Here is a 19,035-nt window from a genome sequence, read left to right as displayed (position 1 = left end):
GGAATTTTTCGGGCTGCGGATGCTGCGATGCGGTGACGTCCAGAACCCATGACACATCCCGGCTCCCCCGCCGTCGCGGCATCGCTGCGTCATGGAAATCAGATTGCCGTCCCGGTCGCCGTACGGCGCAGGGCGGCATGAGCAACGCCCTCAACCACGCGGCCCTGCCCGCCCCCAAGCTTCCGCTGAAGACGATCGACGTCCGCAAGGGGATCGTCGCACGCGGCCTGACGCCTTTGTTGTCCGCGGCGATCCTGATCGCGGCGTTGTGGCAGCTGCGCTATCTCGACGTCCGCGGCGTGATCGCGATGGTGCCGCGCTCGCCGCTGTTCTGGCTGCTGTTCGCGGCCGGCTATCTCGCGCTGCCAGCGAGCGAGTGGGTGATCTATCGCCGCCTGTGGAACCTCCCGCCGCGCGGGTTCCTCGCGCTGTTGCGCAAGCGGATCAGCAACGAGATCATCGCGGGCTATTCCGGCGAGCTGTACTTCTACGCGTGGGCGCGGCGGCATGCTTCGCTGGTGGGCACCCCGTTCGGTGCGATCAAGGACGTGTCGATCCTGTCCGCGGTGGTCGCCAATGTCTGCACGCTGGCTCTCGCGGCGGTCAGCTGGCAGTCGCTCATCGCGCTGAACCTCGGCACCGATGCCAAGGTGATGATCGTATCGGCCGCGAGCATCGCGTTGCCGTCGGTCGTCGCGCTCGTGATGCGCAAGCGGCTCTTCACGCTGCCGCGCGATGAGCTCGGCCGGATCGCGGTCATCCACCTGTTGCGGATCGTCACGACGACGGTCTTCGCCGCCGCGCTGTGGGCGGTGGCGCTGCCCGCGGCACCGCTCGCCTGGTGGCTGGTGCTGGCGACGTTGCGCCTGCTCGTCTCGCGCCTGCCGCTGTTGCCGAACAAGGACATCGTCTTCGCCGGCCTTGTCGCATTTACCGTTGGGCAGGCGTCCAACGTCGCCGCGATGCTGACGATGATCGCGGCACTCTGGCTGGTCACGCACCTCCTGCTCGGCGCGGCGCTGACCGCGGTCGAACTTCTCAATCCGGAGCATAACCAATGATTGTCGCGCTCTTGGCCCTCGCCGCAACGCCGATCGCGTCCACCCCTGCGCTGGGGACCGCGGCGGCGCAGTGCAGGCCGCACGAGACGGGCCCCGCAATCGTCGTGATCGTCGAGGGGCTGAAGGACCGCGCGGGCAATCTGCGCGCCGAGGTCTATCCCGCGGTCGAGGGCGAGTTCCTGGCCGACGACAATGTGCTGGTGGCGCAGGGAAAGACGTTCCGCCGCGCGGTGATAACGGTTCCGGCATCAGGTCCCGCGCGACTGTGCCTGCGCGTTCCGGGCGAGGGTGCGTATGCGCTCAGCGTCGTCCATGCCCGTAGCGGCGGGCACGGGTTCAGCCTGCTCCACGACGGGATCGGTTTTGCCGGCAACCCGCGGCTCGGCCATTCCAAACCGAGCGCGGAGGCGGCGCGGGTCGTCGCGCATGCCGGGATCACGCCAACGACGGTGGTGATGAACTACCGAAGCGGCCTGTTCTCGTTCGCGCCGCTGAAACGCTGACACCACCATGAATAAGCCCGGGCAGGTGCGGTTCCGACCGGACCGTGGCGTCACCCCCGCACATACAGGAATTGGATCGCCAATGGTTTCGCATCGTCTCGGTCGGTTTGCCGCTTCCCTCGCCCTGCTCGCAGCGACCGCGTCGCCCGCAACCGCGAGCGGGGCGGAGTCGACGGTATCGGTCATGACCTACAATGTGCACGGCCTGCCCTGGCCGATCGCGGAGGATCGGACGGCATCGCTGTCGGCGATCGCCGCACAACTCAGGGCGATGAGAGCCGACGGGCATCAGCCTAGGATCGTCGCGTTGCAGGAGGCGTTCGTGCCCGACGCGAAGGCGATCGGTGCCGCCGCGGGCTATCGCTACATCGCGTTCGGGGCATCCGCCGACGCTTCCGCCTCCGCCGAGACCCCGAACGACCGCAGCTTCGTATCGGCCGGCAGCATGTTCCGCGGCGAACAGGTCGGCAAGCATGTCGACAGCGGGCTCGCGATCTTCTCCGACTATCCGATCCTCGCGGTGCGGCGGATCAGCTATCCGGTCTGCGCCGGCTATGACTGCCTCGCCAACAAGGGCGCGATGGCGGCGATGATCGCGGTTCCCGGATTGGCCGGGCCGGTCACGGTGATCGACACGCACCTGAATTCGAACGGCGCCACCGGCGTATCCGAGCCCCGCGCGCTCTACGCGTACAAGCGCCAGATCGACCTGTTGAGTGCGTTCATCGGCTCGATGGAACGACCACACGAGACGCTGCTGGTGGCGGGCGACTTCAACGTAGGGCAGGATATCGCGCGCCGTGCGTATTTCGCGCAGCACATGTTCGGCGGCTCGATGCCGCTGACGGGCGGCGAGCAGCGGTGCCGGTCGACCCCGACATGCCTGGTGACGCAAGCCGCCGACGTCGCGACCTCGACCGGTCGCGCGAAGGACTGGCTGATGTACCGGGCGTCGGATGCGCTCTCGGTGAAACCGGTCGCCTTCAGTGCGCCGTTCGGCCGGGCTGGCGACAAGACGATGCTGTCGGATCACATTGGCGTGATGGTCAGCTACACGCTCGACGGGGTCGCCGTCCGGCCAAAGATGGCGGCGATGCTCGCCAGCCGCTGAGGGGTTTCCGTACGGGTTGCGGTCGTCTCGCAGCTACCGTATCCCCCAGGTCATAATACCATTATGATACCGGAGACGAGCATGACGCGACAGATTGGCACGTTCGGCCTCGTGCCCTCGCTAATGGTTGCCGCGAGCCTGGCGAGCCTCGCGGCGGGATCCGCCTCGGCCAGTCCGGTGACGATGCCCGCGCTGTTCCCGACGCCGACCTCGATCGAACTCGGATCGGGGACGATCGCGCTCGGGCGTTCGGTATCGCTGATCGCGGCGCCCGGCGTCGATCCCGACACGATCGCGCTGATCCGCAGCATCCTGACGGCGTCGGGTGTGGAGACGATCACGACCGCCCGGCGCCTGCCTTCGGTCATCGACGGGACGTATGTCGTGCTCGGAACCGCCGTCGCACCGATCGTCCGCGATGCGCTCGCCCGCAGCCGCGCGATGGCCGACAGCCATGCGGAGGGCTATACGATCGCGAGCCTGGCCTCTGCGTCGGGCGGGGTCGTCACGCTGGCCGGTCACGATGCGGACGGCCTGTTCCACGCCGCGCAGACGTTTCGCCAGCTTGCCCGGCGGTCGGCGATCCCGGCGCTGGTGATCCAGGACCATCCGGCGATGCCGATCCGTGGCACGATCGAGGGATTCTACGGCGCGCCGTGGTCGATGGCGGACCGCACCAAGCACCTCGACTTCCTCGCCACGGTCAAGGCGAACACCTATGTCTACAGCCCGAAGGACGATCCGTACGCGCGCGATCGTTGGCGGGAGGCCTATCCTGCCACGACGTTGACGGCGCTTGGGACGCTCGCGACGACCGCGCGGCGGAACCATGTCGACTTCGTCTACGCGGTCTCGCCGGGGCCGTCGGTTTGCTTCTCCGATCCGGCGGACGTCCAGGCGCTGGAACGCAAGTTCGACGCGATGCGGTCGATAGGCGTCGGCAGCTTCTACGTCGCGCTGGACGACATCGAATACACCAAGTGGAACTGCGAGAAGGACAAGACGGCGTTCGGTCCGTCGGGCGCAGAGGCGGCGGGCATCGCGCAGTCGCGATTGCTGAACGCGGTGCAGGCGAACCTAGCGGCCAAGGATCCTTCGGCGCGTGCGCTGATCATGGTGCCGACGGAGTATTACGATGCCAAGGAAACGCCGTACAAGGCGGCGCTCCGGAAACATCTCGATCCGCGGATCGTCGTGCAGTGGACCGGTACCGACGTCGTGCCGCCGGCGATCTCGATCCCCGACGCCAAAGCGGCGACCAAGGCGTTCGGTCGCAAAACGCTGTTGTGGGACAATTATCCGGTCAACGATTATGCGCAGACCACGGGTCGGCTGTTGATGGCGCCCTATACGCGGCGCGAGGCGGGGCTGTCGGGTGAGCTGACCGGCATCCTGTCGAACCCGATGAACCAGGAGGCCCCCAGCCGCCCGGCAGTGACCGGCGTCGCCGCGTTCGGCTGGAACGACAAGGCGTATGATGCGCAACGGACGTGGCATTTTTCCGCGCGGGAACTGGCGGGCGGTGACGAGCGCGCTACCGCCGCGCTGCTGACGTTCTTCGATACGCAGCACATGGCACCGACCTTCGGCAGCCAGCCCTGGCAGGAGCAGGCGCCGCGATTGAAGGGGGTGCTGGACGGCGTGCGGGAGGCGCTGGCCGGCGGCGACGCGGCGGCGCGGCGTGAGGCGATCGCGGACCTGACCGCGCGCGCCGACGAGATCACGAATGCGCCCGACATCATCCGGTCCGGGACCATCGACCCCGGTTTCGCGGCACAGTCGCGGCCGTGGCTGGACGCGATGCAGCGCTGGGGGCGTGCGCTCCAGCTGACCGCCGCCGGCCTCGACGCGGCCGATCACGGCAGCAGCGCCGCGGGACGGTATTTCGCCGATGCCAAGCGGCTGGCCGCCGAAGCAGCGGCGATCCAGAGCATTCCGGGCGCAACGCGGTTCGACGGGCCGATCAAGATCGCCGACGGCGTGCTCGACACGTTCGTTGCTGACGCGCCGACGCTGATCGCGTTCGACCGCGCTGGCAACGCTTCCCCCGCCATCGAGCGGTGACCGATCGATCCGGTAGCGGACGGCGCGACCTTACCGGGTTTCTATCGTTGCCACCGGATGGAGTCCGGAGACCGTCCTGCCGCCGAAGCCCGATGGCTGAAACTCACCCGCAAGAGCTTGCCGGCGGTGGCGCGCGCGCGCCGCTGGCCGGTCGAGGCTGATCATTGCTTCCAGCGCATCTTCCTCGACACTGCGTGCGACGGCGTGTGGTATGACCGCATACCGGGCCGCCCCGCCTATGCGCACGCCGACCGCGCGCTGTTGGACCGGGCCATCGCGCTGGCCGAGGCTGCGCTTGCCGATGAAGTGGACCTTGCCGCCCTGAACCGCCGTTCGCTGACCTGGCGGAGAAAACGAACGGTCCCGCTTACCGGATCGTGACGATCACCTGGTCGGCGGCGCGCCCGGCTGGGTCGACGAGCCGCAACCGGTGGCGGCCCGGAGGCGCGAAGAACAGCAATTGCTGGGCGGCGGGGCCGAGGTCGCGGTTGTCGAGGAAGACGTGATGCGCGCGGACGTCGCCGGTGGTCTCGATCGCGAGGCGCTGGCGGTCGGCGGGGATGTCGGGGTCGATCGCGTAGACGCTGCCCGAGGCGGGGTTGACGATCCGCGCGCGCCGGGCGGTGGCCGGCGCCGCGGCGATCAGCGACTGGCCTGTGCCGCGGAGGAAATACTCGATCCGTGGCTGCTCGATCGCGTCGGCAAACGCGATGCGGCGGCGCTCGACGCCGGCGGGCATGGGGGGGCCGCGTTCGTCGTCGCGTCCGAGCGCCAGCATGACGTCGCGCCACACCGGCGCCGCGCCGCTGGTGCCCGAGACCGCGCGCATCGGGTCACCCTCGACGTTCCCGACCCAGACCGCGACCGTATAGCGGCGCGAGAACCCTACGCACCAATTGTCGCGCATGCCCTTCGAAGTACCCGTCTTCACCGCGGTCCAGAACGGCAGGCGTAGAGCCGAGTCCAGGCCGAAGGTGGCGGCGCGGGCGTTGGGGTCGGCCATCATGTCGGCGACGATCCACGCGGCCGCGGGCGTCGTGACCGGACGAGCGGCAACGCGGGGAGCATCGGCGGTGAGCCGCAGCGGGGACCAGCGCCCGCCATTCGCCAGCGACCGGTACGCGTCGGCCTGTTCGAGCAGCGTCACCTCGGCCGATCCGAGCGCGAGGCTGAACCCGTAGTAATCGCCGTCCTCGACGAGACCACGATACCCCGTATCCCATAGCCGGTCGCGGAACGGCTCGACCCCGACCAGCAGCAGCGTCCGCACCGCGGGCACGTTGAGCGACCCCGCCAGCGCGCTGCGCACCGACACGCGCCCCTTGAACCCGCGATCATAATTCTGCGGCACGTAAAGCCCCGACGCCGTGTCGAGCTGCACCGGAGAATCGTCGAGCACAGACGCCGGGGTCAGGTATCCGCGCTCGATCGCCTGCGCGTAGAGGAACGGCTTCAGCGTCGACCCGGCCTGGCGATAGGCGTTGGCGGCATCGACCGCCGGCGCGGTGGAGGCGCCGCCGATCCCGCCGACATAGGCAAGGACGTCACCGCTCGCATTGTCGATCACCACCGCGGAGCCGTCGCGCGCACGCGATCCGCCAAGCCCGAGCAACTGGCGACGCAGCGCGGCGGCAACCGTGCGCTGGAGCGCGGCATCGAGCGTGGTGGTGATCCGCAGGCCGGGCTTGGTCAGCAGGCGATCGGCGAGATGCGGCGCGAGCCCCGGATCGAGCGCCAGCGCTCGCACCGGGCCGAGCATCGACGCGGCCTCGCTGGCGAACCGCGCGCAATCGCCCACGCCCCCCAGGCGACACGCGCGCGCGGCGATGCGAGGGGCGGGCGCCTGGGGATCGGGCAGCAGTGCGGTCAGCAGCAGCGCGTCGTCGCGCGCCATCGCAGCGGGGGTCTTGCCGAACAGCGACAGCGCCGCCGCACCGATCCCCTGCGCCTCGCCGCGGAACGGTGCGAGGTTGAGGTACGCCTCGAGAATCTGGTCCTTGCTCCACGTCATCTCCAGCGATCGGGCCGCGCGCATCTGACGGAGCTTGTCGCGCCAGCCGCGCGCGCCGGGCATGGCGAGCGTCGGCGTCAGAAACGCGGCGACCTGCATCGAGAGCGTACTGGCACCCCTGCCCCGCTCGCCCTTCGCGCGCGCCCCAACCGACCCGAGGATCGCGAGCCAGTCGACACCGCCGTGGCTGCGGAAACGGGCATCCTCCGCCGCGACGACGGTGGCGGGCACGATCGGCGCGATCTGGTCGAGCGGTACCCACGCCAGCCGACGCGCGGCGAAATTGACGCGCGCGCTGTCGATCAGCACGCCGTGGCGATCGTACAGCCACGCCTCCGACGGCTTCCACGCAGCGCGCACCTGCGCATAGCCCGGCAGCGGCGGCGGGAAAGTCGCCCAGTCGAACCCGACCGCGGCCAGGATCAGCACCAGCAGTCCGGCAAGCGCCGCGCGCTGCTTCATCGATCCGCGACGACCATCGTCTGGTTCGGCACCGCGGCACGAATTGCAGGCGAATACATCGCCTCGACCCGGCTAGGCGGCATCTGAAACCGGCCGGCGCCGTTCAGCCGCACCGTGTACGTCACGGTGGTGGTCCCCTTGGGCAGCCAGGCGAAATAGGCGCGCCACGTATCGCGTCCGCGTTCGACGTAGCTCGGCCCCCCGCCCTCACCGCCCCCATCACCCTCGCTACCGCCGCCTTGCTGGAGCAATTGCGACTGGCCGCCGAGATCGCCGATCACCGTGGCCCCTGCCGGCACCGGATCGCTGATCGCGACCCAGTTGCGCTCAGCGGTCGCCTCGACCGACAGCGTCACGCGGAGCACGTCGCCCGTCGTCAGCCGCCCTGCCCTACGCGCCTGCACGACGTCCACCTTCCGCGTCAGGCGATAGCCGGCAAACAGCGGCTGCCGCAGCGGCACCGCGGCGGAGATCGACACGGTCGCCCACGGCCCCGCTCCGCCGCCTTGCGCCAACCGCAGCGGTCCGGCGGCAGCGAGCGGGAACGATACCGTCCGCGCCGGTTCCGCCAGCGGCCAGCCGCGCGCAACGCTACGCCCCGCATAGGACAGCATCGTCGTGCCCGTGACCGCCTGCGCCGGATACACTTGCGCGAACCGCCGCGCGGCGATCGCACCCCAGGCGTTGGCGGTGGTCGTATCCCAATGCCCACGCGACTGGCGCAGCGCCGTGCCGACCATCAGCCGCGGCGCATCGTCCTGCCAACCCGGTCGCCCGAGCACCGCCGCGGTCGCCTTGTTTGCCGCCTCGTCCGCCGACGACATCAGCCACCACGACGCGTTGGCCGAGTCCGACAGATCGAGCCGCGTGCCCTCGAACACGAGGCGCGTGCGCAACACCGCCTCGGCCTGCGCCTTGGCTTCGGTCGACGCGCCGGGGATCGCGGTAAGAGCGGTGATATAGTCGGCGAGGCTCGCGGTCGGCATCTCGGCAGGCGTCATCCCGATCTGGCCGAGCATCGCCGGGGTGGCCTCGCCCTGCCGCGCGAGCGCCGCCAGCGCCGCGACCTTGGTCAGGCGGACATCGCCGTAATCCTCGTGTCGCAAGCGCCCGTCGAGCACCGCCTTCATCGCCTCGATCATCCGCGCGCGCTGGACCGGCGGCAGCGACAGGTTCGCCGCGCCCGTCATCGACAGGACATAGGCGGTCAGCGCCTCCGACCCCTGCAGGCTGTCGCCGGGGAAATACCGGAGCAGGCCGTCGGGCGCCTGATAGGTCGGGATTTCGCCCGCCAGCGTCGCCCAGCCCGCCATGTCGCCGAGCACGACGATCCGCGACAAACGCTGCTCGAAACAGTTGAACGGATAGCGCGTCATATAGTCGCGCACACCGGCGAGCGACGGCGCCAGCGTATCGGCAAGGTGGATGTCAACGCTGCCACGAGCCGGCAGCGCGCCCATCGGCGGCGCGATCGGGATCAGCGTATTCTCGCCGACCTGCGCGAGCGTCGCCGCCCAGATCTCGGTCGGCACCGCCGGGATGACGTCCTGCGTCACCGTAACCTGATCGGTCGCACGGCCGTCGTTGCTGCTGGCACGCACCGTCCAGCGCAGCGTATCGACGCCCGCAGGCGCGGTGAGGTTCCACGCCACCGGTGCCGCACCACCCGCGGGAATGGTGACGGTGAGCGGCTTGCCCCGCGCGATCCGCGGGAAGACGTCGACGTTCGCGGTGACCGTCATCGCGCGGTCCGATCCGTTGCGCAGCGTGAACCGCGCACCGTAGAAATCGCCCGAGCGGACCAGCGGCGGCATCCCGGCATAGAGCGACAGATCCTGCGCGGTACGGATGTCGGTGCTGCCGGTACCGAACGCCTGCGCGCCATCGGTAGCGATCGCGACGAGCTTGAACGACGACAGCGCATCCGACAGCGGCACGGACACGCGCGCACGTCCTTGCGCGTCGAGCGGGACATGGCCCTTCCACAGCAGCACGGGTTGGAAATTCTCGCGGTTGAGCCCCGACAGGTCGCCGCCGCCACCGCCGCCACCCGCTTCGAGCGCCTTGCGGCCATAATGCCGTTTGCCGACGACCTGCATCTGCGCGGTCGCGGTCAGCACCGACAGCGGACGATCGCCCATCATCGCGTCGAGGATGTTCCAGCTGTCGTTGGGTGCGAGTTGCAGCAACGCCTGGTCGACCGCGGCGAACGCGACGTCGGCCTCGCGCGCGGGGCTGCCGTCGGGCTTCCGGACCTGGATCGCGACGTTGGCCGTGCCCCGCGGCGCGTAACGCTCGCGGTCCGCCTTGACCGCGACGGCGAGCGTATGGCCTTCCCAGCCGACCTTCACCTTGGCGATGCCGAGTCGGTACGCGGGCTTGGCGAGATCGACCAGCGCGGTCGGCTCGGCGGCATCCTCCGGCGTATCCGACAGCCCGAGCGTCCGCGCGATGCGGTGGACCCAGCTCCAGAACCCGCTCTCGACGCGGCCGCGTACGACCAGCACCGAGACATAGACGTCGGGCGCATAGGCCGCGTCCATCGGCACCTCGATCACCGGGTCCTTGCCCGACAATTCGGTGACGAAGCTCGACAACACGCCCTCGCGCTCGACGCTGACCAAAGCGGTCGCCGAGCGGAACGGCATCCGTACCTGGAACCGCGCGGTCTCGCCCGACGCATAGGTGAGCTTTTCTGGCACGACGTCCATCCGGTCGCCATTGTCGCCGCCGAACCACCAGTCGTCGTTCCCGGCGAGCCATACCGACTTCACCGCGTGCGCAACGTTGCCGTCGGCGTCGGTGGTGGTGACGACAGCGTAGATTTCGCCCGAGACGCCCGGATCCGCCTTGCACTGCGCGAGCCCCTGCGCATCGGTGGTGGCGCTGCACGACGCCGACAGCTTAATCGTCCGCATCCGGTTGTCATAGGCATAGAACCCACCGATCAACCGCCGCCGAGCGGTCAGGATCTGGCGATTGTAGAATGCGACAGAGAGTTTCTGTCCCTTGATCGGCTTGCCGTCGGTATCGAGCGCGACGACGCGCAGGCGGAGATCGTCCGCGCGCATCATCCAGCCATCGGTCGCGACGCCGAGCTGCACGCCCGAGGCGTAGATCGGGATCGATTTCGAGGCGGTCAGCGTCTCGCCATTGGCGTCGCGGTAGTCCATCTCGACTTGCATATCGGTCGTGCCGGGCAGCGTTTGCGGCATGTCGACCGTCATCCGCCGCGTGCCGTCGCTGCCGAGCGTCGCCGGCAGCATCTGGGTCGGCGGCAACGGCGTCTTCGCGTCCTCGCCCTCGCCGTCGAGCGGCTTGACGCCCTCGCTGATCGGTTCGCCGCCGAAGCTGAACTTGTCGTAGCCGACCGGCGTCGCACTGTGCGCGAACCAGCCGATGCGGACGTCGACCGGCAGGCCCGGCGCGCCGCCGCCCGAGAGGTAGCCTGCGAACAGATCGAGTTGCGCGGTGCGCGGCTTGACGAGCGCGGTCTTCGGCCCGGTCACGCTCGCGCGCATCGTCGGCAGGCGGTATTCGTCGACCTTGAACGACTGCGCGGATTCGGTGGTGGTGTCGCCGACGACAAAGACGAGGTCGTAATCCCCCATCGGCGCGCCCTTGGGGGCGGTCCAGACGGTCTCGCCGGTCCCGTTCGCACCGATGGTCACAGGCATCTCGAACTGCGTGTCCGAGCCGCGATGCGACAGCCGGAGCGTGCCGGTAAAGCCCGGCGCCAACGAGAAGCCCCGCGCGTCGGGGCGGCGCAGGATGTGCTTCATGTGGATCGTTTCGCCCTGGCGGACCAAGGCGCGATCGAACACGGTGTGGATGATGTCGGTCGCCGCCGAATAGCCATAGGACAGGTCGAAATCGAACGGCCGGATGCCCTCGCCCCAGTCGGTCAGCGTGAAGCTGAAATCGTCGCCAGTACGCGCCGAGATCATCAGCGGATGCGGCGAACCTTCGCCCTTGCAGCTACCATAGGTCTCGGGTTCGGGCAGCCCGCGCGCGACCATCAGCCCGCCGCTCTTGTCGGTCGCGCCGCGTGCGAGCGGCTTCCCCGTGCAGCTGTCGCTGACCTGCACCACCGCGTTCGCCACCGGCTTGCCGGTCGACAGCCGCGTGACCCAGGCGAGCGAACGGTCGCGCCCCCATTCGAAATGGACGGCGAGATCGGTGACCAGCGCGGCGCTCGCCACATAGCGCGGCACGTCGCGACCGAGCAGCGCACGGCCGAGCGTCGGGCTGGCGAGTTCGACGACGTAGAAGCCGGGCTTGCCGAGCGGCAGTCCGACGACCTCGAAATCCTTGCCTTTGCCCGGCAGGTCGAGCTTGAACGGATCGCCCGCACCTCCGCCTGCCCCGCCGACACCGCTCCTGAACAGCAGTGGCTTCTCGCCGGTATGGTTGATCTGGAGCGGCTCGGCACCCTTGCGCTCGATCGTCTGGTAGTCGGTCTTGCCCGCATCCTCGACGCGGCGCAGCCACGCGGCGATCTCGCCATCGGTGCCGCCCACGCGCAGCCGCTGGCCGCCGATACCCGCGGTCTGGCCTTGCAGCGACGGCTCGACGTTGCGGACGGTGACGGGCAGCACGCCGCCCTGTTTCGCTTCTAGGATACCGAAATCGGCCGCGAACTTCACGAGCGGCGGGGCTTCGTCGAACTTCACCTCGAGCGGGAAACGTTCGCGGTTGGCGAGGATGCGGCCGCTTTCGTCCTTGAGCTCGGCGGGGATCGACACGTTGCCACGCGTCGCGAACGGCAAGGGTGCGGCGAAAGTGACCTGTTCGATCGTCGCGCGGGTCTTCTCCTCGTCGCTGAACACGGGCGCGATCGACTTGCCGTCGGCAAGCATCAGGCGGACCTGCGTCGCCGCGCTCATCGGGACGGGCGCGGAGAACCGCAGATACGCCTTCTCGACCGGGCTGCATCCCGCCGCAGTGTTGACGCGCGAGCATTCGAACCGCGCGGTGAAGGGTTTCCGAACGGTGAAGTCGAACCGCTGGTCGGCACCGGCGAGCTTGCCCCCGGCACTGGCGATGTTGCTCCCCCAGACCAGCGCCATGTCGCGGCCGGGCGGCAGAGGACGGCGGCATTTCAGCGCGGTAATGCCGGCCAGCGCGCGCTGGCGCGATGCGGTATCGGCGGGGACCGTCTTGGGCAGCCCGGCGCTTTCGAGGAAATTGGTGACCGAGTAGTTGTTGCCCAACCCGGCGAGCAGCTGCCCAGGCAAATCGGGCGCGAGCACGTCGACCGCGATCTTCTCGCCGATCCCGTCGACCGCGCAATAGGCGTTGGCGGCGATTGATTCACGGGTCGCAAGCATGTTCGCGGCGACCAGGAACACCTGGTCCTCCTCGATATCGCCCTCGCCGGGCAACACCGCGCGGGCGATCGGACCGCCGGCATCGACGGTGAAGCTCTCGGCGTCGACGCCGTAGCCCGCCGCGCTCTTGAGCCCCTCTCGCGTCGCGAGCGTGCAGCGCGTTCCGCCGGGCAGACCTTGCGCGAAGTCCCAGACATAGGTCTGCTGATCTACCCAGCGCCCCTCACCTGACACCGCGCAGTCGACCTTCAGCGGCGAGGCGGCGCGCGGATCGCCGAGCGGGACGATCGCGTCGCTGAACCGCACCGTAAAGCGCGTGATCGCGCCATCCGAGATGTTGGGCGTGGCAAGCGTGACGTGCGGCGTATCGCCCCCGAACGCGGCAACCGGCGCAACGACGATCGCTAGAGCCGCCCACAGTCTCGCAAATCGCATGCCCGCTCTCCCCGCCAACAGAATAGGGGCCGGACGGCGCTAGTCCAGACTTAACCGGGCCGCGGACGACTAGCGTTAGATAAACCTAGATTTCATTTATATAGTCTGACATGGATTAAACCATTAAGGTTTTGATCATAGAGGGGAACGTGAAAGGAATCGTGTGCGCGACCATCACGAAGAGGCTCGGCTGGACGCCCTGTACCAGCTGAAGTTGCTCGATACCCCGGCCAGCGAGGGCTTCGATCGGATAACCCGGATGGCCAGCCAGATCTTCGGATTGCCGGTGGCTGCGGTGTCATTGACGGATCGCGACCGGCAATGGTTCAAGTCGCGCGTCGGCGTCGAGCATCGCAGCATCCCGCGCGACAAGGCCCCATGCGCGCAGGTCGCCGAGTCGACCCAGCCGCTCGTCATCGAGGATTTCCAGGCCGACGCTTGTTACGCCGACAGCGTGCTCGGTCGTGCCGGAACGCGCTTCTATGCCGGCGCGCCGTTGGTCACCAGCGATGGCTACGGCCTCGGATCGCTTTGCGTATTGGGGACCGAACCGCGCAAGGCCACCGACGCCGAACTTGCCGCGCTGGTCGATCTGGCGGCGATGGTGATGGCGCAGATCGAGCTGCAGCACGCCTTCGGACGAATCGATCCGGTCACCGGCATGCCGACCCGGAACCAGTTCCGCGACGACCTGATGGATCTGGAGCGGGACCATCCGGGCGAGCACCGGTTCGCGGTGGTGGTCGACATGGCGCGCGACGATCAGATTAGCCGGATCGTGCGTGCGTTGGGCGTCGCTCGCGTCGACGATTTCATCCGGGAAGCGTCGCAGGCGCTGCGCGTGGCGCTGGGGCCCGGTCGGGTCGCATATCAGGTTGGTAGCGCGCAGTTCGCGTTCATCTCGCCGCCGGGTGTCGAGGAGCTGGCCTATGTTTCGCTGCTCCGGTCGAGCTTCGAGACGATGCATGCCACGTCGTCGGTACGCTTCGTCACGAACGTCGCGATCGGCGTCCGGTCGTTCGTCATCGGCAGCGTTTCGGCCGACGACGTGCTGAGGGGGGCGGCCAGCGCTGCACAAGACGCGCGCAACGCCGATGGCGCGATCGCGCTGCATTCGCCCGCCAACGACATCGCCCACCGCCGCCAATACGGCCTGTTGCAGGATTTCGGCGCCGCACTCGAAGCCGGCGACCAGCTGCGATTGGTGTACCAACCACGGATCGAGCTCGCGACGGGACGGTGCCTGGGCGCGGAAGCGTTGCTGCGCTGGCGGCACCCTCGACTGGGCGAGGTATCGCCCGCCGAGTTCATCCCGATCATCGAGGAGACTTCGCTGGCGCGCGCGACGACGCAGTGGGTGATCGATGCGGCCATGGACCAGATGGCGGCATGGAATCTGGCCGGGATCGCGCCGGTCCTGTCGGTCAACATCTCCGCCGCCAATCTCGGCGAGGCCGACCTGATCGACCGGATCCAGCTAGCCTTGTTCAAGCTCGATCTGCGGCCAGAGCGGCTGGAGATCGAGCTGACCGAAAGCGCGATCATGGACCAGCCCGACCAGGCGCTGGCGATGCTGCGCGAACTGGCGGAAGCGGGCATTTGCCTTGCCATCGACGATTTCGGGACGGGACACAGCAGCCTCGCCTATCTCCAGCGCCTGCCCGCGCGGATCGTGAAGATCGACCAGGCCTTCATGCGCAACCTCACCGAAGCGGCCGGGCCCGATTTCGTCCTCGTCGAGACGATGATCGGGCTGGCGCACAAGCTCGGCTACCGCGTGGTGGCCGAGGGGATCGAGACCGGCGAGGCCGCCGCCATCCTGACGCAGCTCGGTTGCGAGGAGGCGCAGGGCTTCTGGTTCGCGCGCCCGATGGAAGCCGCACCGTTCGCCACCTGGCTTGCAGAGCGCGAGACGGCGGCCGGGCCCGAACGCGACTGACCTTGCTGCCGCACCCGGTATCGTTCCGGGCCCTCCGCGCGAGGAATCCACGCATTCTCCGATTTCTCTGGGCTTGCGGACGAATTTGCCGATATCGTTATCGCGGGGACTATCGGGGGGCCGAATTGTGCGAAGTATAGTGGTTGCAGCGGTGTCGCTGGGGTGCATGGCGACGTCTGCGGCGGAGGCCAGCGACCTTCCCTTGTATCAGGCCGCGCCTAGCTGGGTCATTCCGGCCGTGCTGCCGGACGCGGCGAAGACGGGCGCAGATACGCCGGCGCTGGTGATCTTCGATACGCAGCAACGGATCGAGGACGGGCGGCTGTGGTCCTATATGGATGTCGCGTCGCACATCACGTCGCCGGAGATGCTGGCGCAGGCGACGTCGCTCGCGCTGCCCTGGGCGCCGGACAAGGGCGACATCATCGTTCACGAACTTTCGATCTGGCGCGGGAGCCAGCGTATCGACCTGCTGGCAAACGGACAGAAGTTCACGGTCCTGCGGCGCGAACAGGCGCTAGAACAGCGCGAATTGACGGGTATCCTGACGGCGACGCTGGCGGTCGAAGGTCTTCAGGTCGGTGACATCCTGCGGCTGCGGGCGTCGACGACATCGAAAGACGCTGCGTTGGGCGGGCGCGTGCAGAACGTCGTTCCGATGATCGCCCTGCCCGCGCGGGTTGCCTTTGCCCGCGCGCGCATATCGTGGCCGACCGCGACGCCACCGCGCTGGAAGCTGGAGGCCGACGGCGTCAAGGCCGTGCCGATCCGCGACGGGCAGTACACCGTGCTCGACCTGGCCCTGCCCGCGCCAAAGCCGGTCGAGATGCCGCAGGATGCGCCAAGTCGGTTCCGGCATCCGCCGATGATCGAATTCGCCACGTTCGCCGACTGGGCGGACGTCTCGAAGACCTTCGCACCGCTATATGGCGCGGAAGCCAACGCCATTGCGCCCGGCTCCCCGCTGAGGACCGAGGTCGACGCGATCATGAAGGCGGATGCGACGCCGATCGGCAGGGCCGAACGCGCGCTGGAACTCGTCCAGGACAAGATCCGCTACCTTGCCGTCGGGATGGACGGCGGGAACTATGTTCCGCAGAAACCCGCGCGCACGTGGGAGGTTCGCTACGGCGACTGCAAGGCGAAGACCGTGCTGTTGCTGTCGATGCTGCGGGCGATGGGCATCGATGCCGAGCCGGTCCTTGCCGCCGTCGGATCGGGGGACTTCGTAGCCGAGAGGCTGCCGAGCGCGGCGGCTTTCAACCACGTCTTCGTGAAGGCGACGATCGGCGGCCAGACCCTGTGGCTCGATGGGACGGGCGCCGGTTCGAGGCTTGCGGATATCCACGACACGCCCGACGTCGGCTATGTCCTGCCGATCCGCGCCGACGGTGCCGCGCTGCTCAGGATCGCTACGCACGCGAATGCGCGTCCGGTGATCGACCTGATCGTCGAGGTGGACGAAACCGCCAGCGTCGACCTGCCCAGCGCGTTCGAGGCGACGGCAATCGTCCACGGGCGACCGGCGGCGATGCTGACGATGGCCAAGACCCAGTTGGGCGAGAAGGAGCAGCGCCAGGCCGTCGGGCAGTTCCTGCAAGGCTTCCTGGGCGAGGGACAATTCGTCGATACGTCGATCACGTCCGATCCGATCACCGGTGCGGTCACGTTGAAGGCACGCGGCGCGACGAGCACGATCTGGACGACCGACGACCGTCGCCGCAAGCGCGCGGTCGACAGGCTGATCGATCAGGTCAACTTCGATCCCGACCGCAGCAAGGCGACCTGGGCGTCCGTCCCCGTTCTGGTCAACCAGCCCGACGGCATGCGCTATCGCTTGCGGTTGCGCCTTCCCGACGGTGGCCGTGCCTTCGCGCTGGAGGGGGAACCCGATCTCAAGGCGAACATCGCCGGGTACGACATCGTTCGCAGCGCCAGCCTGGCGAACGGTATGTTCACGCTCGACGAGCGGATCGACACTGTCGGCGGCGAGATCGCGGTTGCCCGCATTCCGGCGGAGCGCGATGCCCTGACGACCGCGAAGGCGCGCGCACCGCGTATCGTCGCCTCGTCCGACACGCGGCGTCGCTGGGATATCAACGCCAGCGACCCGCCCGGTGCCACGCAACTGAGGGCGATCGAGGCGATCTTTGCGAAGTCGATCGCCGACGATCCCGACGAAGCCAGCGGCTATACCAGCCGCGCATCACTCAGAAGCGGCGTGGGGGATCGCCGCGGTGCCGTCGCCGACCTGACGCACGCGATCGCGATCACCCCGACGATCGACCTCTATCTCCAACGCTCGACGGAGTCGCACGAGCTGGGCGACATGGCAGCGGCGCTCAAGGACGCGGAAGCAGCGCGTGCCCTCGATCCTTCGTCGCAACAGGCGATCGGCCAACTCAGCGACCTGAAGGCCGAAGGTGGCGACATGCCCGGAGCGCTGGCGCTGCTCGATCAGCGCATCGCGCTGGGCGGCAGCATGCGCAACGCGTTTCGCGAAGCCAAGGCCGGCCTGCTCGGAGAATATGGCGACGTCACCGCAGCACTCGTGCTGTTCGACAGCCTGATCGCGGACAAGCCGGGTTCGCCGTCACTGATGAACGGACGATGCTGGGCCAAGGGAACGCGCATGGTCATGATCGACAGCGCGTTGAAAGACTGTACCGGGGCGATCGAGTTGAGCACCGACACGAGTGGTCCGCTCGATAGCCGGGCAATGGTCTGGTATCGGCTCGAAAAGTACGAGCAGGCGCTGGCCGATCTCGACGCGGTGCTGGCGTCGACGCCCAACCAGGCGGAAAGCCATTTCATGCGCGGAATCGTGTTGGCGAAATCGGACCGGCGACCCGAAGCGACGAAGGAATTCGCAATTGCACGGCGGCTTTTACCCAGCGTCGACAGGCGGTATGCGCGCTACGGCATCAAGGCGGACTGATCATTGGTATCGGGTAACCCTTCACGGGGCGCTCGGCATAGTGATTGGCGACGACGGTGAATGGTGTCAGGTCGCAGGGAGAAAACCGTTTGATGTCGGACGAGTATGCGCATGGCCGGCGAGACGGGTTGCGGCTGGCGCTGGCGATCTTGGCCGCAGAAGAGGCCAAATGGGCGGCGTTGCTGGGCGAGAGTGCGTCCTGGCGGACCAACGCCACGCGTGAGGTGCGGCACAAGACGCTCCAAGTCGCACAAACGCGCGTCCAGACCGTGCTGAACCGGCTTTCTCCGAAGGACGACACCGCATCGAATGCGGAATTGTCCGCCGCGCTGGCGAAGATCGGGCTTTAGCCCGCCCTGTCGTCCGACGATGCGTCGACTAGTTCGGTCAACTGAAGCGCATCACCCAGCGCCGCGGAGGCGGCCGTGTTGTCGAACATGCACCATGCCAGGCGTCCTGCTGCGCGGTCCTCGGCAATCAGGCGCGCATAGTCGCGTAGGCGGTCGAGTCCGTACGCGGTTCGGTACATGTCGGGCGATCCGTGCAGCCGGTAATAAGTGAGCCCGCGCCAGCCACCCGGACGTGCCGCCGCCGGGATGCGCGCGGGATCGGCAGCGATCCGCGCCACTTTCTGGGTCGCTAACAGGCTGTCGACATCGGGCTCGAACCAGCTGGCGTGGCGCGGTTCACACACGATGCTGGTGTCGGTTCGTTCGCCGACGTCCGCAAGAAAGCGGGTGACCGTCGCATGATCGAAGGCGAGGCTTGGCGGTAGTTGCAGGAGGAGGAGCGCAAGCTTGCCACCCAGGCCGGACACCTCGTCGAGAAAGCGATCGAGCGGCGCGGCGGCGGCGTGCAGGCGAAGATCGTGGCTGATCGACTTTGGTATCTTTGCCGCGAACCGGAAATCGTCGGGAACGCTGGTGGCCCATCGAGCCCAAGTCGATTGCCGGTGTGGCCGGTGGAAGGACGAGTTCACTTCGACCCCGTGCATCACGGTCGCGTAACGCTGTAGCGCGGTGCCCGTTTCCGGGAAGTTCGGCCGATCCGCGGCCGGTATGCTCCAGCCAGCGGTACCGATCACGCAAACCCGCTCGGTCACCGGGAAACGACCTTCGTGGAAGCACCACGGCAATCGCCCGGCATCCGTCCCCTGCACCGCTGGTCATCGCGGCGAAGGA

Annotated in this window: 11 protein-coding genes; 8 read left to right on the top strand and 3 right to left on the bottom strand. The window is 68.1% G+C overall.

Going from position 1 to position 19,035, the window contains the following annotated elements:
* Nucleotides 1-137: 137 nt before the first annotated feature.
* The 5 genes from C8J25_RS05895 (at nucleotide 138) to C8J25_RS05875 (ending at nucleotide 5,120) form a co-directional block, all read left to right on the top strand.
* The gene (locus C8J25_RS05895) at nucleotides 138-1,061 is read left to right on the top strand and encodes a hypothetical protein (protein ID WP_107953118.1); all 924 of its coding nucleotides are present in this window, start codon (nucleotides 138-140) and stop codon (nucleotides 1,059-1,061) included.
* Nucleotides 1,058-1,564 carry a DUF2141 domain-containing protein gene (locus tag C8J25_RS05890; RefSeq protein ID WP_107953116.1) on the top strand — a complete coding sequence of 169 codons (507 nt, stop codon included), beginning with the start codon at nucleotides 1,058-1,060 and terminating at the stop codon, nucleotides 1,562-1,564. Before C8J25_RS05895 ends, C8J25_RS05890 begins: the two co-directional genes overlap by 4 nt.
* Nucleotides 1,565-1,646: 82 nt before the next feature.
* Nucleotides 1,647-2,675, top strand: a complete 1,029-nt coding sequence (locus C8J25_RS05885) for an endonuclease/exonuclease/phosphatase family protein (RefSeq protein WP_167397668.1) — start codon at nucleotides 1,647-1,649, stop codon at nucleotides 2,673-2,675.
* A gap of 81 nt (nucleotides 2,676-2,756) precedes the next feature.
* Nucleotides 2,757-4,739: a glycoside hydrolase family 84 protein gene (locus tag C8J25_RS05880; protein WP_107953406.1), complete on the top strand. Its 1,983-nt coding sequence runs from the start codon at nucleotides 2,757-2,759 to the stop codon at nucleotides 4,737-4,739.
* Between the two features lie 57 nt (nucleotides 4,740-4,796).
* A complete protein-coding gene (locus C8J25_RS05875; RefSeq protein WP_107953112.1) occupies nucleotides 4,797-5,120 on the top strand; it encodes a GCN5-related N-acetyltransferase in 324 nt (107 codons plus the stop codon).
* Here the strand turns inward: C8J25_RS05875 and pbpC are convergent.
* Together pbpC and C8J25_RS05865 are read right to left on the bottom strand one after the other, a co-directional pair.
* Nucleotides 5,107-7,212 carry a penicillin-binding protein 1C gene (gene pbpC / locus C8J25_RS05870; RefSeq protein ID WP_107953110.1) on the bottom strand — a complete coding sequence of 702 codons (2,106 nt, stop codon included), beginning with the start codon at nucleotides 7,210-7,212 and terminating at the stop codon, nucleotides 5,107-5,109. The two genes, C8J25_RS05875 and pbpC, sit on opposite strands and share 14 nt — an antisense overlap.
* Nucleotides 7,209-12,977: an alpha-2-macroglobulin family protein gene (locus C8J25_RS05865; protein ID WP_107953108.1), complete on the bottom strand. Its 5,769-nt coding sequence runs from the start codon at nucleotides 12,975-12,977 to the stop codon at nucleotides 7,209-7,211. The genes pbpC and C8J25_RS05865 overlap by 4 nt, the downstream gene beginning before the upstream one ends.
* A 163-nt stretch (nucleotides 12,978-13,140) precedes the next feature.
* Here C8J25_RS05865 and C8J25_RS05860 point away from each other — a divergent pair, with 163 nt between their 5' ends.
* The 3 genes from C8J25_RS05860 to C8J25_RS05850 all read left to right on the top strand — a co-directional run bounded on the left by C8J25_RS05860 (nucleotide 13,141) and on the right by C8J25_RS05850 (nucleotide 18,204).
* A complete protein-coding gene (locus tag C8J25_RS05860) occupies nucleotides 13,141-14,916 on the top strand; it encodes a putative bifunctional diguanylate cyclase/phosphodiesterase (RefSeq protein WP_107953107.1) in 1,776 nt (591 codons plus the stop codon).
* A 127-nt stretch (nucleotides 14,917-15,043) separates the two neighbouring features.
* Entirely contained in the window at nucleotides 15,044-17,854 is a 2,811-nt protein-coding gene (locus tag C8J25_RS05855; RefSeq protein WP_341871521.1) for a DUF3857 domain-containing protein, read from the top strand.
* A gap of 92 nt (nucleotides 17,855-17,946) precedes the next feature.
* A complete protein-coding gene (locus C8J25_RS05850) occupies nucleotides 17,947-18,204 on the top strand; it encodes a hypothetical protein (RefSeq protein ID WP_056059124.1) in 258 nt (85 codons plus the stop codon).
* Here C8J25_RS05850 and C8J25_RS05845 read toward each other — a convergent pair.
* Complete coding sequence (locus C8J25_RS05845; protein ID WP_244186818.1) at nucleotides 18,201-18,938, bottom strand: DUF72 domain-containing protein; 738 nt, start codon at nucleotides 18,936-18,938, stop codon at nucleotides 18,201-18,203. The genes C8J25_RS05850 and C8J25_RS05845 overlap by 4 nt on opposite strands.
* Nucleotides 18,939-19,035: the final 97 nt, after the last annotated feature.

Source organism: Sphingomonas faeni, from assembly GCF_003053745.1.
GTDB classification, from domain to species: Bacteria; Pseudomonadota; Alphaproteobacteria; order Sphingomonadales; family Sphingomonadaceae; genus Sphingomonas; species Sphingomonas faeni.
This window is presented reverse-complemented; position numbering and strand designations above follow the sequence as displayed.